Origin of the sequence: Xanthobacter aminoxidans, assembly GCF_043193615.1 — a bacterium.
GTDB lineage: Bacteria > Pseudomonadota > Alphaproteobacteria > Rhizobiales > Xanthobacteraceae > Xanthobacter > Xanthobacter aminoxidans.
Genome location: NZ_JBAFUS010000002.1, coordinates 802,710 through 815,935, shown reverse-complemented (window position 1 = coordinate 815,935; position 13,226 = coordinate 802,710). Strand labels below are relative to the sequence as shown.

Here is a 13,226-nt window from a genome sequence, read left to right as displayed (position 1 = left end):
CGCGACAGCGGATGCACCACTAATATGTCAGCCACACATCATATGCAAGGCGCCGATCCGGCCCCGCCAATGGCCTGTCGCTCCGCGAATGCGACCAAAGTTCAACAACCTAATAGTTTGATTTAATTATATTTTTTAGACCTATCTTCCTTAAAAATGATCCAGATCAAAAAAGCTTCTTGCAGACATTCTTTTGGCATATCTATGATATGTCAGTTCACGAAGGCGGGCACGAGACCCGCCTAGGGGAGGACGCCAATGAACATTTCTCGCCGCACTTTGATGCGGGGGATCGGTGCTGCCGGTCTCGCTGCCGCCGCTCCGGGGATCTTTTCCCCCGCCATCGCCCAGTCGAAGCCGGTTCGCATCGGCATTCTCGCGCCGCGCTCCGGGGCCATGGGCACGGTGGGCGAATGCGGCATCCGCGCTGTGCAGTGGGCGACGGAGCGCATGAACAAGGACGGCGGCATTGCCGGGCGCCCGATCGAGCTCGTCATCGAGGAGGAAACCTCCCCCAAGGACACCATCGAACGCTTCCGCCGCCTGGTGCTGCAGGAGAAGGTGGATTGCGTCCAGGGCCTCATCTCCACCGGCGTGTCGCTGGGTGTCGCGCCCGTGGCGGAGGAGGAGCAGGCGCTCCTCATCATGTGGGACGGCACCACGCAGGACGGCGTGAAGGAGGCGATGCCTAAGTCGCAGTACGTCTTCCGGTCCACCGACAATGAATGCGAGGCCGTAATGGCCTCCCTGCTCTCGATCAAATACTTCAAGGGCAAGATCAAGCGCATTGCCGGCATCAACCCGGACTATTCCTACGGCCGCAATAACTGGGAGGCTTTCCAGCAGATCCTCAAGCGCGCCGGCGTGGAGGTGGAGGTGGTGGCCGAGCAGTGGCCGAAGGTCGGCACCATGGACCTCACGTCCCACGTCGCGGCGCTGAAGGCGGCCAAACCCGACTTCATCTTCTCGTCGATGCTGTTCGCCGACCTGCCCGTCTTCATGAAGCAGGGCTCCGCCGCCGGCCTGTTCGAGGGCGTGAACCTCGCTTTGCCCGCCGCCGGCTGGCAGATCAACCAGCTGAAGAAGGAGTTCATGCCCGAGAACATCGTGTTCGGGCACAACACGCTCTACTTCGCGCTGCCCAATGCCTCCCCGCTTCAGAAGGCGTTCGTGGAAGACTACATGGGCCGCTACAAGGAGGCTCCGAGCTGGGAGGCCGACCGCGCCTATTTCGCCCTGGCCGCGTACAAGGCGGGCGTCGAAGCCGCGGCCAAGGCCACGGGGCGCTGGCCAAAGCTCACGGAGATCATCGAATCCATCCCCAAGCAGAAGATCGAGAGCCTGGGGGGGCCGGGGCAGTTCCGCGCCGACAAGATCGCTGAGCAGACCTTCTACCAGGGCCTTTCCACCAACCAGAACTCCTACGATTTCCCGACGCTGAAGACGGTGGACAGCTTCACCGCCGATCAGCTCCAGAAGCCGCCGGGCGTGGACTTCTGGGAATGGCTCAAGACCTCCAAGCTTCCCGTGTGAGGAGCGCCGCGTGACCGTCTTCCTCGACGTCCTCCTCGGCGGCGTGTTTCACGCCGCCATTCTCTTCCTCGTGGCCGCCGGGCTCCAGCTGGTGTTCGGCGTGCAGAAGGTCATCAACCTCGCTTGCGGCTCGTTCTACGCGCTGGGCGCCTATTTCGGCATCACGGCCGTTGGCCTCGCCTCGGCCGCCGGCTTTCCAGCCTGGACGGTGCTGCCGGTGCTCATTCTCGCGGGGCTGGCGATCGGCCTCGTCGGCCTGCCGGTGGAACGCATCCTGCGCACGGTCTACCGGCGGGACGAGAGCTATCAATTGCTCCTCACCTTCGGCCTGCTGCTGATGTTCCAGGACGTGTTCCGCTTCTTCTGGGGCGCCACGCCCCGGACACTGGACAACGCCTATCTCGCCTACGGCACGGCCGAGTTCATGGGCCTTCGGGTGCCCACCTACAATCTCCTCGTGATCGCCGCCTCCATCGCCATCGCGGTGGCGCTCGGCGCCTTCCTGCAGAAGACCCGCACCGGACGCATCATCCGCGCCACGGCGGAAAACCGGGACATGAGCGAGGGTCTCGGCGTCAATTCCTCCCGCGTGTTCGCGGCCGTGTTCACGGTCGGCTGCATGCTCGGCACGGTGGGCGGCGCGCTGGTGGTGCCGGCCTCGGCCTCCTCGCTTGAAATGGCGGTGGAGCTGGTGGTGGAAGCGTTCGCCGTGGTGGTCATCGGCGGGCTGGGCTCCATGCGCGGCGCGCTCGCCGGTGCGCTCATCGTCGGCCTGATCCGGGCTGCGGCCATCATGGTGCTGCCCGAGGCCGAAATTCTCTCCATCTATCTGGTCGTCATCGCCGTGCTCATCCTGCGGCCGGCCGGGCTTTTCGGAAAGGCAATGGCATGAGCACCCCGACCTCCGCCCCGGCCACGGTGGCGCCGGCCGTGTCCCCCAGCCTCTGGCGACCTTCGGGCCTCATATCCTTCCTGGTCATCATCGCCGCCATGGCAGGGCTGCCGCTCGTCGCCTCCACCTACATGCTCACCCTGATGGTGCCGTTCTTCGGCTTTGCCATCGCTCTTCTCGGCTTCAACCTGCTGTTCGGCTACACCGGCCTGCTCTCCTTCGGCCACGCCATGTTCCTCGGCATCGGCGCCTATGCGGCGGCGGTGATGACCTCGAAGCTCGGCGTCCAGTCGCTGGAGTTGATCCTGCTCGTCGCGGTGGCGGCGGCGGTGGTCATCGCGGTGCCGGTGGGCTTCCTGTGCGTGCGCTACACACGCATCTTCTTCGGCATGCTGACGCTGGCCTTCGGCATGCTGTTCCACTCCATCCTCTTCAAGTTCTACGGCCTCACCGGCGGCGACCAGGGCATGCGGGTGATGCGCCCGCTGCTGTTCGGCATGGCGTTCGAGGGCGGCAAGACGGCCTTCATCACCGGGCCGTTCTACTACTACGCTCTCGGCCTCCTCACCGTGCTTGGCTGCGCCATGTGGCGGATCGTGCGCTCGCCCTTCGGGCTGCACCTCACGGCCATTCGGGAGAACGCGCAGAAGGCAGCCTATCTCGGCGTCACCGTCTCGCGGATGCGGCTGGCGGCCTACGTCATCTCCGGCGTCTACGGCGCCATCGGCGGGGTGATCCTGGCCGTCACCATCGGCCTTGCGGACCCGGAGATCGTCTACTGGACGCAATCCGGCAACCTCGTCTTTATGGCAGTGCTGGGCGGCTCCGGCGCCTTCGCCGGCCCCGTCGTGGGCGGCCTCGCCTTCGTGCTGCTGCAGGACACGGTGATGTCCGCCACCCAGTACTGGCGGTTCGTGATGGGCGCGGTGCTGGTGCTCATCGTCATCTTCTTCCCGCGGGGGATCGCCGGCCTGTTCGGCGACGCCTTCGCCCGCCTCAAGCGCGGGAGCTGACCCATGGCCTCACGCGCCCTTCTCTCCGCCCATCAGGTCTCCAAGAGCTATGGCGATTTCCATGCGCTCCGGAACGTCTCGGTGCATGTGGACGATGGTGAATTCATCTCCATCGTCGGCCCCAACGGCGCCGGCAAGTCCACCCTCGTCAACGTGCTGACGGGGCTGCTGAAGCCAACGTCTGGCCACGTCCATTTCCGCGGGCAGGACATCGCCGGCATCGGGCCGGTGGAACTCTCCCGCCGTGGCATGGCGCGGGGGTTCCAGCTGGTGAACATCTTCCCCGAGCTCACGGTACGGGAGACGCTGGGTGTCGCCGCGGCGTCACGCCTCAGGCGCATCGGCAATCCCTTCCGCAGCCTCGGCGGGGATCGCGAGATTCGCGATGCCGTGGAGGAGGTGGCCGACATCTTCAACCTGCGCCACCGCCTGGACCAGCAGGCGAGCGCCCTCTCCCAGGGCGAGAAGAAACTGCTGGACGTGGCGAGCGCCTTCGCCCTCAAGCCGGAACTGATCCTCATCGACGAGCCGACCTCCGGCGTTTCCACCGGCGACAAGCACGCCATCATGGAGCTGCTGGTGGCCGCGTCCCGCAAGGCCGGCGTGCGCGGCATCATCCAGGTGGAGCACGACATGGACCTCGTGGCCCGCTACTCGGACCGCATCGTCGCGCTCCAGGCGGGTACCGTTCTCGCCGATGAGAAGCCGGAAACCTTCTTCAAGGATCCCGCCCTCATCGCCGCCGTGGTGGGCACGCGCCCGCCCAAGGTGCCCCCCAGAGAAATGGCCCCGAAAGCCGCCGTTCAGGAGAGCCGCCCATGCTGAGCATTTCGGGCCTCAAGGTGGATATCGCCGGCAGCCGCATCCTGTCCGGTATCGACCTCGCCGTGGAGCCGGGCGAACTCGTCTGCCTCATCGGCCGCAACGGCGCGGGCAAGACCACCACGTTCCGCTCCATCATGGGCTATCGGAAGCCTGTCGCCGGCTCCATCCGCTTCGCCGGCAAGGAGCTGATCGGCCGCGCGCCGCATGAGATCGCGCAGATGGGCGTGGGCTTCTCGCCGGAGGAATCGGAGGTCTATGCCGACCTTACCGTCGCCGAGAATCTGGAGCTGCCGACCTGGACGCGCCGCTCGAAGATGTCGGAGAAGGACCGCGTAGAGCGCTCCCTGAATGTCTTCCCGAAGCTCCGGCAGTATCTGCACCGGGGCGGAGCACAGCTCTCCGGCGGCGAGCGCAAGATGGTGTCGGTCGCCCGCGCCCTCGCCCTCGACCCGAGCCTTCTACTGCTTGACGAGCCGTTCGAGGGGCTGTCGCCGGCCATCATCCCGGTGATCTCGGAGGGCATCGCCTCCATCCGCGCCATGGGGCAGGCCGTGCTGATGGCGGAATCCAACGTCCACCACCTCCCGGATTATGTGGATCGCCTCTACGTGCTGGAGCGCGGCGAGATGATCTTCTCCGGCACGCTGGCGGAGGCGTACCGCGACAAGGCGGTCATGCGCGTCATCGCCGGCGAGGTGGAGCTGGAGCACGCCTGACCCATGCCCCTCACCTATCGTGCCGCGGTGCTCCACGCGCCGCAGACGCCGCTCGCCATCGAGACGGTGGAGGCGGCCCCGCTCGGCCCCTCAGACGTGCTGGTCCGCATCAAGGCCGCCGGCCTTTGCCACACCGATCTTGAGGTGATCGAGGGCGGGCTCGTCTATCCCATGCCCATCGTGCTCGGCCACGAGGCGGCGGGCGTCGTCGAAGACGTGGGGCGGGAGGCCAAGGGCGTCCGCAAGGGCGACCATGTGGTGCTCTCCTGGAACCCCCATTGCGGCCACTGCTTCTATTGCGACCGCGCGCTGCCCATCCTGTGCGAGGGCTATCTCGCGGAAGGTCCGAAGGCCCGTGCCTTCGACGGCGCCGCCAAGGCGCGGCTCGCGGACGGGCGGGAGCTGGGGAACCTCATGTTCCTCGGCGCCTTCAGCGAATACTGCATCGTCACGGACCAACAGGCTGTGCCGGTGCCCAAAGAACTTCCGTTCGACGAGGCCTGCCTCATCGGCTGCGGGATCATGACCGGCGTCGGCGCCGCGCTGAACGTCGCACACATCAGACCCGGCGATACGGCCCTCGTCATCGGCTGCGGCGCCGTGGGCCTCGCCGCGGTACAGGGGGCGAGGCTGGCAGGCGCAGAGACCATCCTTGCCGCCGATCTCGATGATGCCAAGCTCGCCCTCGCCCGCGCCATGGGGGCCACCCACACGGTGAATGCCCGCACCGGCAACGTGGTGGCGGCGGCCCGCGCGCTCACCCAGGGCCGCGGCGCTGACGTGGTGCTGGAATCGGCCGGCAGCCCGATTGCCTTCCGCGCGACGGTGGAGGCGGTGCGGCCGGGCGGCGAGGTGATCTGGCTCGGCAAGATCGATGTGACGAAGGACGTGTCCTTCCGCTGGGGCTCGCTGATGGCGGAAAAGCGCATCCGCCGCGTCTCCTATGGCGGTGCCCGCCCCGCGCGCGACTTCCCCTTCCTCGCCCGAGCCGCGCTTGCCGGACGGCTGGACCTCAAGGGCCTCATCTCCCGACGGATCGCGCTGGAGGAAATTAACGACGGGTTTGCCGCGCTGAAGGCCGGCGAGACCATTCGCAGCGTCGTGATCTTCTGAGGGTTCAAGGCTCCCTCTCCTCTTGTGGGAGAGGGGAGCATCACCCCTCACGCATCCAGCGTCTTGCGGGCGAAATCCTCGATATAATCCACGAGGTTGGCGGCCGCGGTCTCGGCCCCTTTGCGGTCGCGGCGGGCCACCGCCTCGGCCACCTCGGCGTGGAGCCGGGCGGCGAGCGGCAGGTCGGCGACCTCCCGGTAATGCTGGTACCAGAAGCGACGCGACAGGGCGTTCATGAGGCCCATGGAGCGCACCGCGAACTCGTTGCGCGACGCCTGCGCCATCAAAAGGTTGAAGCGCCTGTCGAGGCGCATGAAAGCGAGGTCGTCCTCCACCTCGGCCGCCTGCCGCATGGAGCCGGCGATCTCGGCGAAAGCGTCCCGCTCCTCAGACGTGGCGCGCTCGGCGGCGAGGCCGGCCATCAGCACCTCCAGCACGCGCCGCACCTCCAGCAGGCGAAGCTGGGTGCGCAGGTTGATATCCGACACCAGCACGCCGCGCCGCGGCAGCACCACGACTAGCCCGTCGCGGGCAAGGCGTTGCAGTGCCTCGCGGATGGGCGTGCGGCCGATCTTCAGCCGGTCGGAAAGCGTGAGTTCGGAAAGCACCGCGCCCGGTGGCAGTTGCAGGGTCGCGATCAGTTCCTCAAGGATGCGGTAGGCGCGATCGGTGAGGCTCGCATCTTCCGTCACCGGCTCATCCTTGCGGGCGCGACGGGCGGGGGTGCGAGGCTCCTTGCGGGTTTCGCGGAGCGGCTCCAACAGGAGATCAAGCGCGCCTTCGCCTCCGGCCAGCGCGGATTGCCGCTTCTGGCGCCGCACCGGCGCCACGGAGCCCGCAATGGCCCCTGCCTTGGACCCCGCCTTCGCCATGCCGCTTGCTCCCCCTGCCTTGTCTCTGAGACGACGGATTCGTCTCCTGCCGTCAAGCCTCGGGCGGATGCCGATCAGGCTGCGACGCGGTGGAGCGCGGCGTCGATATCGTCGGAGGTCATCTCCCACTCGTTGGCGAAATTGGCGACCACGTCGCGCATGAACTGGTCGTGCAGCGAATAGGCGCGCCGGTCGTCGCCGAGGTGGTCGGCGAGCAAGGCGAGGGCGAGTTGGGCGGGGGCCTGCCCCTCATAGCTCCACTCGAAGCCGTCGCTGCTCAGTTTGGCGATGTCGGTGCGCTGCGGCAGCGGCTTGCCGTCCACCGTCACCGCGATGCCGTCGATGGTGCGGTCTCCCCGATAGGTCTTCATGCGTCCTGCCCTGCCTTTTATTGCCCGTCCAATTGGGATTGCACTGATATGTTACATGAGCAGCAGGCGCCGTTCAACGGCCCTGCGACGCGAAAGCCGCGCGCGCGGCGGCGCGCCCTTGGGTAAGGTCGGTGCTTTCAGACGGGGGATTGCGATGACGACGACGATCTACGGCATCAAGGCCTGCGACACCATGAAGAAGGCGCGCGCTTGGCTCGATGAGAAGGGTGTCGCCTATGCCTTTCACGACTACAAGTCGGCCGGCATAGACGCGAAGACGCTTCAGGGCTGGGCGAAGAAGGTCGGCTGGGAAAAGCTGCTTAACAGGGCCGGCACCACCTTCAGGAAGCTCCCTGACGCCGACAAGGCCGACATCGACGAGGCAAAGGCTCTGGCGCTGATGCTGGCGCACCCCTCCATGATCAAGCGCCCTGTGCTGGAGCACGGGCGCGATCTGATCGTCGGCTTCAAGCCGGAGGATTATGCGGCGCGGATAAAGTGAACCCGGGTGAAGTGAGGCCGACGTAAGCTACAGCAGACCTGCGCCGGCCTCGGGACCAGTGTGATGGTCAGGATGCCTCGGCCGCCGGAGGCACCTCGGCCGGCGCGTTCAGCGCTTCGGCAAAGCTGGTGAAGAACTGGTCGGAGAGCTTCTTGGCGGTCGCCTGCACGAGGCGTCCGCCAAGAGAGGCGAGCTTGCCGCCGATCTGGGCGTCCGCCACGTAGGTCAGGATGGTGTCGGCGCCATCCTCGGCCAGCGACACCTTGGCCTCGCCCTTGGCGAAGCCGGCGATGCCCCCATTGCCCTGCCCGACGATGCGGCAACCGGCAGGGGCCTCCATGTCGGTGAGTTCCACCGAGCCGGAGAAGGTGGCCGAGACCGGCCCCACCTTCACCTGCACCTTGGCGGCATAGGCGTTGTCGCCCGTCTGCTCCAGCTCCTTGCAGCCGGGAATGCAGCGCTTGAGCATCTCAGGATCAAGGATCGCCTTCCACACGGTCTCGCGCGGGGCGCTGATGCGATATTCGCCGGTCAGTTCCACGGGATGGTCCTCCCCTTGTTCTCGTTCGCGCGTGCCGCTCTTCGGCGATGGCGCTCAGACCGCACAATAGCGATCCTGGATGTCCTTGTCGGCGAGCAGTGCAGCAGCGCTCGATTGATGCACCAGCTCGCCCTGATCGATGATGATGGCGCGGCTCGCGAGATTGAGCGCCCATTCCACGTTCTGCTCCACCAGAAGCAGCGTCGTGCCCTGGTCGCGCAGCCGCCGGAAGAGCACGCCCATCTCCTCCACCAGCACCGGCATGATGCCTTCGGAGGGCTCGTCCAGCAGCACCATCTTCGGCTTGGAGATGATGGCGCGGGCGATGGCGAGCATCTGCTGCTCGCCGCCGGACATGGTGGTCCCCTGCTGCTCCAGCCGCTCTTTCAGGCGCGGGAAGCTCTTGGCGATCTCGTCGATGGCCGCGCGCTCGTCCGTGCGCGCGGCGGCGACGAGGCCGAGCTGCAGGTTTTCCCGCACCGTAAGGCCGGAGACGATGCGCCGCTCCTCCGGCACGTAGCCGAGACCGAGGCGGAAGCGGGCGTGCGCGCCGAGCGGCAGCAAGTCCTTGCCGTCGAACGTCACCCGGCCTTCCGCCCGCGGCATGAGCCCCATGATGGCGCGCAGGGTGGACGTCTTGCCGGCGCCGTTGCGACCGACGAGGGCGACGATTTCGCCCTGTTCGATCCTGAACGTCAGATCGTGGACGACGTGGCTCGGCCCGTACCAGGCATTGAGCTTTTCGACCTCAAGCATAGCCATCGTTCTGCCCCAGATAGACGCGGCGGACTTCCGGATCGGCCTGCACCGCCGCCGGCGCGCCGTCGGCGATGAGGCGGCCGTGATGCAGCACCAGGATGCGGTCCGACAGGCCGAGGATCATCTTCATCTTGTGCTCGACCAGGAGAATGGTGCGGTCCGCCGCGAGGCGCTCGATGAGCGCCACCATCTCCTTGGTCTCTTCCGGCCCCATGCCGGCCGTGGGCTCGTCGAGCAGCAGAAGCTCGGGGTTCGCCACCAGCGCGATGGCGATCTCCAGCGCCCGCTGCTCGCCATGGGCGAGGTCTCGGGCGCGGCGGGCGCGACGATGGGTGAGGCCCACCTCGGCCAGCGCCGCCTCTGCTTTCTGCGTCAGCTCGGGATAGCGATCGCGATGGCTGAAGACGTCGTAGCGCGTCTTCAGCGCCTGCGCCGCCACACGCACGTTCTCCTCCACCGACAGCTCGGGAAAGAGGTTGGTGATCTGGTAGGAGCGGGCAATGCCGAGATGGGCGAAGCGGTGCTGCTTCAGTCCCTTCAACTCCCGCCCCTTGAACCGGATGGAGCCAGTCGAGGGCTGGAGCACGCCGGAAAGCACGTTGAAGAAGGTGCTCTTGCCGGCGCCGTTCGGGCCGATCACTGCCGTCACCTTGTTGCGCTCGAAGCTGGCCGAGATGCCCGCGAGGGCGACGAAGCCACCGAAGGAGCGGCCCACGTCCGTCACTTCCATCAGCGCGCTCATGACGCCCTCCTGCGGCGCACGATCTGGATCAGGCTGCCCCAGATGCCCTTGGGCAGGAACAGCACGAACAAGATGAAGACGATGCCGACGATGAGCTGCCAATGGGTGGTCCACAGCGAGGCGACATCCTCGATCAGCAGGAACACCAGCGCTCCCACGAACGGCCCGAAGAAGGAGCCGGCACCGCCCAGCATGGTCATCATCACCACGATGGAGGAGGTGTGAACGCCCAGCGCATCGAGCGGCACGATGGACAGATGCAGCGCGGAAAGCGTGCCGGCGAGGCCGCACAGGGCGCCGGAGAGAACGAAAGACAGGAGCTTGGTGCGCTCCACGTCGAAGCCGCAGGCGCGGGCGCGGGTTTCGTTCTCGCGCACCGCCTCGATGGCCGCGCCGAAGGGGGAGTTCAGCACCCGCGAGACGAACCACAGCGCCAGCGCGGCGAAGAACATGATGAAGTAGTATTTCGCCAGCGGGTTCAGCAGGTTCACCGAGAAGCCGCCGATCAGGTCGGCCTTCGCCACGGTGAAACCGCGCAGGCCATTCTCGCCGCCGGTCCAGCCGGACGCCTGGAGCGCGACGTAATAGACGAGCTGCGCGAGCGCCAAAGTGACCATGCAGAAATAGATGCCGCGCGTGCGGATGGAGAGCGCGCCGATCACCACCGAGAGCAGGCTCGCGCCGACGATGCCCGTGAGCATGGCCGGAAACCAGCCGAAGCCGAGAAGCGCGATGGCCATTCCTGTCAGGTACGCCCCCGTGCCGAAGAAGGCGGCATGGCCGAAGGAGAGAAGGCCCGTGTAGCCGAACAGCAGGTTGAAGCCCACGGTGAACAGGCCGTAGATCAGCACGTTCACCGCCAGCGCTTGCGACGGCAGCACGAAGGGCAGCACCGCGAGCACGGCGATGGTGAGCGGCACGCGCCAGCGATCCAGCGCGGCGCCGGCCTTCGGCAGGGTGCGCGGCGCCACGCCCTGCCCGGCGGCGAGGTCGGTTGTGGTCATGGTATCGTCTCCGTTCACGCGCCGGGTTCCGTCAGGCGCCGGCCGGCCGGCCAAACAGGCCCTGCGGTCGGACGAGGAGGATGAGGGCCATCAGGCCGAACATGACGATGGTCGCCATCTCGGGAGCGAACAGCGCGGTCATGCTCACGGCGACGCCCACGAGCAGCCCCGCCACCACGGCCCCGAGCAGCGAGCCCATGCCGCCGATGACGGTGACGACGAAGGCCTCCGCCAGCACCAGCGTGCCCATCTCCGGGCTCACGTTGCGCATGGGCGCGGCCAGTACGCCACCCAGCGCGGTGAGGCCGACGCCGAGGCCGAACACCAGCAGCCACAGCCGGCTCACGTCCACCCCCAGCACTTTCATGATGAGCGGATCGCGCGCGCCAGCCCGCACGATGAGGCCGAAGCGGGTTTTCTCCAGCGCCACCCAGAGCAGCAGCAGGATGACCGCCACCACGCCCATGACGAACAGGCGATAGATGGGGAAATAGCCGACCCCGAGGTCCACCACGCCCTGAAGCGCGTCGGGCGCCGAGAAGGGAATGCCGTCCGTGCCGAAGGTGATGCGCACGGCCTCCACCAGCACATAGCCAAGGCCGAAGGTGAGCAGCAGCGGATCATCCGGCGTGCGGCCATAGAGCGGCCGGATCAGGAAGCGCTCGATGAGCATGCCCAGCACGCCGACCGCAAGGGGCGCGACGATGAGCGCCCACCAGAAGCTGCCGGTCTGCGCGGCGACCCACAGCCCCGCATAGGCGCCCACCATGAACAGGGCGCCATGGGCGAAATTCACGATGCCCAGCATGCCGAACACGATGGTGAGCCCGAGGGCGACCATCACCAGGATCGCCCCGAGCGCAAGCCCGGAGAACAGCTGCATGAGGATGAGTTCAAGGTCCATCGGGCGTCTCTCGGGGCGGACTTGCGGAGCGCTTATCCCCTCTCCCCTTGCGGGAGAGGGGCCGGGGGTGAGGGGTTGGATCGCGCTGTTGCTGCCTTCCCCTCATCCGTCTCGCGGCTGCGCCGCGATCCACCTTCTCCCGCAAGGGGAGAAGGGATCAGGTCTCAGGTCGGGAAGCCCAGTTCGCCGCAGGAGCGCAGCATCTGCTCGGAGCCGGGGACGTTCTCGACGATGTCGAACAGGTCCTGCTCGCTCTTCATGTCGGCCTTGGCCTTGGACTTCAGCACCAGCACCGATTGCACCGACTGGTGGTCGCACTTGCGGAAGTATTGCGGCCCCTTGGCCACGTCATACTTCAGGTTTTCCAGGGCCTCGATCACCTTGTCCGTGTCCGTCCCGCCGGCCTTCGCCATGGCCAGGAGCAGCGCAGAGACACCGGTGAACCCGTACGCGCCGTAATCGGTCGGAAGCGAGCCGTACGCCGCCTTGTAGGCGTCGTTGAAGGTCTTGGCGGAGGGGATGGTGCTCTCCAGCGCCCAGTAATAGTTGGCGCCGCCGATGATGCCCTCGAACACGTCGGGCGCCACGGCGATGCGCTGGTTGTGCAGCAGAACCGGCACCACGATCTGCATCTGCTTCTTCATGCCGAAGTCGTTGGCCTGCTTGATGGAGTTGGCCTGGTCACGACCGAAGTTGCAGATGGCGAGGATGTCCGGCTTCAGGGCACGGATGCGCGGCATCAGCGTGGAATAGTCCGCCGCGCCGAAGGGGTGGAGGATCTCGCCGACGATCTCGGCGCCGAGTTCGCCGGCGGCGCGCTTGAAGCCGCGCATCATTTCGTGGCCGTAGGCGTAGTCGGCGCCGAGCAGCGCCACCTTCGAGCCCTTCTTGAAGGTCGCCCGCGCCACGGCGGCCGTAGTCATGTGCGGATTGAGCGCCTCGTGGAAGGTGTACTTCGAGAAGTCTTTGACCTCGTTGATGGTGTCGGACTGGCTGATGGAGACGTAGATGACGCCACGGGCGCGCGTCACTTCGTTCACCGCGAGCTGAACGGCGCTGGAGAGCGCGCCGACCACCGCGTGGACCTTGTCCTTCTCGATCAGCTCAAGGGTGCGGGTCGCTGCCTCGCCGGCATTCAGCTTGTCGTCGCGGACCAGCAGCTCGACCTTGCGGCCGGCGATGCCGCCCTTGTCGTTGACGAGCTTCACGGCGAGTTCCGCGCTCTTCACTTGGTCCTTTGCCTCGGCGCCGAAGGGGCCGGTGAGCGGGGTGGGGAAGCCGATGCGGATGGTCTCCGCCTGCGCCCGCACAATGGCCGGCGACGCGATGAGGCCGACGCCCGCGGCGCCGAGGCCGGCGAGCACGGTGCGGCGGGATACGCTGGAGAGGGGATGGTCGGTCCGCTTGGTCATGAAATCCTCCCGGTGTGTCTTGTTTTT

The 13,226-nt window shown here is 66.7% G+C and carries 15 protein-coding genes; 7 read left to right on the top strand and 8 right to left on the bottom strand.

All coding sequences use genetic code 11. The annotated features are described in order from the left end of the window. Window positions 1–258: 258 nt before the first annotated feature. The 6 genes from V5F74_RS12830 to V5F74_RS12805 are packed head-to-tail and all read left to right on the top strand — an operon-like array spanning window position 259 to window position 6,092. On the top strand, window positions 259–1,533 hold the full coding sequence (locus tag V5F74_RS12830; RefSeq protein WP_029558897.1) for an ABC transporter substrate-binding protein: 1,275 nt from the start codon (window positions 259–261) through the stop codon (window positions 1,531–1,533). Window positions 1,534–1,543: 10 nt separating this feature from the next. Further along, window positions 1,544–2,425: a branched-chain amino acid ABC transporter permease gene (locus tag V5F74_RS12825; RefSeq protein WP_024278522.1), complete on the top strand. Its 882-nt coding sequence runs from the start codon at window positions 1,544–1,546 to the stop codon at window positions 2,423–2,425. Beyond that, window positions 2,422–3,438, top strand: coding sequence for a branched-chain amino acid ABC transporter permease (locus V5F74_RS12820; protein ID WP_394008425.1), 1,017 nt, complete (start codon window positions 2,422–2,424; stop codon window positions 3,436–3,438). The genes V5F74_RS12825 and V5F74_RS12820 overlap by 4 nt, the downstream gene beginning before the upstream one ends. A 3-nt stretch (window positions 3,439–3,441) precedes the next feature. Next, the gene (locus tag V5F74_RS12815) at window positions 3,442–4,263 is read left to right on the top strand and encodes an ABC transporter ATP-binding protein (RefSeq protein ID WP_394008423.1); all 822 of its coding nucleotides are present in this window, start codon (window positions 3,442–3,444) and stop codon (window positions 4,261–4,263) included. Next, the gene (locus V5F74_RS12810) at window positions 4,257–4,979 is read left to right on the top strand and encodes an ABC transporter ATP-binding protein (RefSeq protein ID WP_029558900.1); all 723 of its coding nucleotides are present in this window, start codon (window positions 4,257–4,259) and stop codon (window positions 4,977–4,979) included. The genes V5F74_RS12815 and V5F74_RS12810 overlap by 7 nt, the downstream gene beginning before the upstream one ends. 3 nt (window positions 4,980–4,982) lie before the next feature. Continuing rightward, window positions 4,983–6,092, top strand: coding sequence for a Zn-dependent alcohol dehydrogenase (locus V5F74_RS12805; protein ID WP_394008420.1), 1,110 nt, complete (start codon window positions 4,983–4,985; stop codon window positions 6,090–6,092). Window positions 6,093–6,139: 47 nt separating this feature from the next. Here V5F74_RS12805 and V5F74_RS12800 read toward each other — a convergent pair whose 3' ends face one another. Together V5F74_RS12800 and V5F74_RS12795 are read right to left on the bottom strand one after the other, a co-directional pair. After that, a complete protein-coding gene (locus V5F74_RS12800; protein ID WP_024278517.1) occupies window positions 6,140–6,964 on the bottom strand; it encodes a GntR family transcriptional regulator in 825 nt (274 codons plus the stop codon). Window positions 6,965–7,038: 74 nt separating this feature from the next. Beyond that, entirely contained in the window at window positions 7,039–7,335 is a 297-nt protein-coding gene (locus V5F74_RS12795) for a DUF6166 domain-containing protein (RefSeq protein ID WP_024278516.1), read from the bottom strand. Window positions 7,336–7,489: 154 nt separating this feature from the next. Between V5F74_RS12795 and V5F74_RS12790 the strand changes: the two genes are divergently transcribed. Further along, window positions 7,490–7,837 carry an ArsC family reductase gene (locus V5F74_RS12790; RefSeq protein WP_374251359.1) on the top strand — a complete coding sequence of 116 codons (348 nt, stop codon included), beginning with the start codon at window positions 7,490–7,492 and terminating at the stop codon, window positions 7,835–7,837. Window positions 7,838–7,904: 67 nt separating this feature from the next. Here V5F74_RS12790 and V5F74_RS12785 read toward each other — a convergent pair whose 3' ends face one another. The 6 genes from V5F74_RS12785 to V5F74_RS12760 form a co-directional block, all read right to left on the bottom strand. Continuing rightward, window positions 7,905–8,378 carry a CoxG family protein gene (locus tag V5F74_RS12785; RefSeq protein ID WP_169124300.1) on the bottom strand — a complete coding sequence of 158 codons (474 nt, stop codon included), beginning with the start codon at window positions 8,376–8,378 and terminating at the stop codon, window positions 7,905–7,907. A 54-nt stretch (window positions 8,379–8,432) separates the two neighbouring features. Continuing rightward, complete coding sequence (locus tag V5F74_RS12780; protein WP_029558905.1) at window positions 8,433–9,134, bottom strand: ABC transporter ATP-binding protein; 702 nt, start codon at window positions 9,132–9,134, stop codon at window positions 8,433–8,435. Further along, the gene (locus V5F74_RS12775; RefSeq protein WP_394008417.1) at window positions 9,127–9,879 is read right to left on the bottom strand and encodes an ABC transporter ATP-binding protein; all 753 of its coding nucleotides are present in this window, start codon (window positions 9,877–9,879) and stop codon (window positions 9,127–9,129) included. Before V5F74_RS12775 ends, V5F74_RS12780 begins: the two co-directional genes overlap by 8 nt. Next, a complete protein-coding gene (locus tag V5F74_RS12770) occupies window positions 9,876–10,883 on the bottom strand; it encodes a branched-chain amino acid ABC transporter permease (protein WP_394008415.1) in 1,008 nt (335 codons plus the stop codon). Before V5F74_RS12770 ends, V5F74_RS12775 begins: the two co-directional genes overlap by 4 nt. Window positions 10,884–10,914: 31 nt before the next feature. Further along, window positions 10,915–11,787, bottom strand: a complete 873-nt coding sequence (locus V5F74_RS12765; protein WP_024278510.1) for a branched-chain amino acid ABC transporter permease — start codon at window positions 11,785–11,787, stop codon at window positions 10,915–10,917. Window positions 11,788–11,951: 164 nt separating this feature from the next. After that, on the bottom strand, window positions 11,952–13,199 hold the full coding sequence (locus tag V5F74_RS12760; RefSeq protein ID WP_394008413.1) for an ABC transporter substrate-binding protein: 1,248 nt from the start codon (window positions 13,197–13,199) through the stop codon (window positions 11,952–11,954). Window positions 13,200–13,226: the final 27 nt, after the last annotated feature.

Excerpts from the sequence above, each read along its gene's own strand:
- V5F74_RS12780 (WP_029558905.1), bottom strand. The coding sequence starts at position 9,134 with ATGCTTGAGGTCGAAAAGCTCAATGCCTGGTACGGGCCGAGCCACGTC.
- V5F74_RS12800 (WP_024278517.1), bottom strand. The coding sequence starts at position 6,964 with ATGGCGAAGGCGGGGTCCAAGGCAGGGGCCATTGCGGGCTCCGTGGCG.
- V5F74_RS12830 (WP_029558897.1), top strand. The coding sequence starts at position 259 with ATGAACATTTCTCGCCGCACTTTGATGCGGGGGATCGGTGCTGCCGGT.
- V5F74_RS12790 (WP_374251359.1), top strand. The coding sequence starts at position 7,490 with ATGACGACGACGATCTACGGCATCAAGGCCTGCGACACCATGAAGAAG.
- V5F74_RS12770 (WP_394008415.1), bottom strand. The coding sequence starts at position 10,883 with ATGACCACAACCGACCTCGCCGCCGGGCAGGGCGTGGCGCCGCGCACC.
- V5F74_RS12805 (WP_394008420.1), top strand. The coding sequence starts at position 4,983 with ATGCCCCTCACCTATCGTGCCGCGGTGCTCCACGCGCCGCAGACGCCG.
- V5F74_RS12765 (WP_024278510.1), bottom strand. The coding sequence starts at position 11,787 with ATGGACCTTGAACTCATCCTCATGCAGCTGTTCTCCGGGCTTGCGCTC.
- V5F74_RS12820 (WP_394008425.1), top strand. The coding sequence starts at position 2,422 with ATGAGCACCCCGACCTCCGCCCCGGCCACGGTGGCGCCGGCCGTGTCC.
- V5F74_RS12775 (WP_394008417.1), bottom strand. The coding sequence starts at position 9,879 with ATGAGCGCGCTGATGGAAGTGACGGACGTGGGCCGCTCCTTCGGTGGC.
- V5F74_RS12810 (WP_029558900.1), top strand. The coding sequence starts at position 4,257 with ATGCTGAGCATTTCGGGCCTCAAGGTGGATATCGCCGGCAGCCGCATC.
- V5F74_RS12795 (WP_024278516.1), bottom strand. The coding sequence starts at position 7,335 with ATGAAGACCTATCGGGGAGACCGCACCATCGACGGCATCGCGGTGACG.
- V5F74_RS12760 (WP_394008413.1), bottom strand. The coding sequence starts at position 13,199 with ATGACCAAGCGGACCGACCATCCCCTCTCCAGCGTATCCCGCCGCACC.
- V5F74_RS12815 (WP_394008423.1), top strand. The coding sequence starts at position 3,442 with ATGGCCTCACGCGCCCTTCTCTCCGCCCATCAGGTCTCCAAGAGCTAT.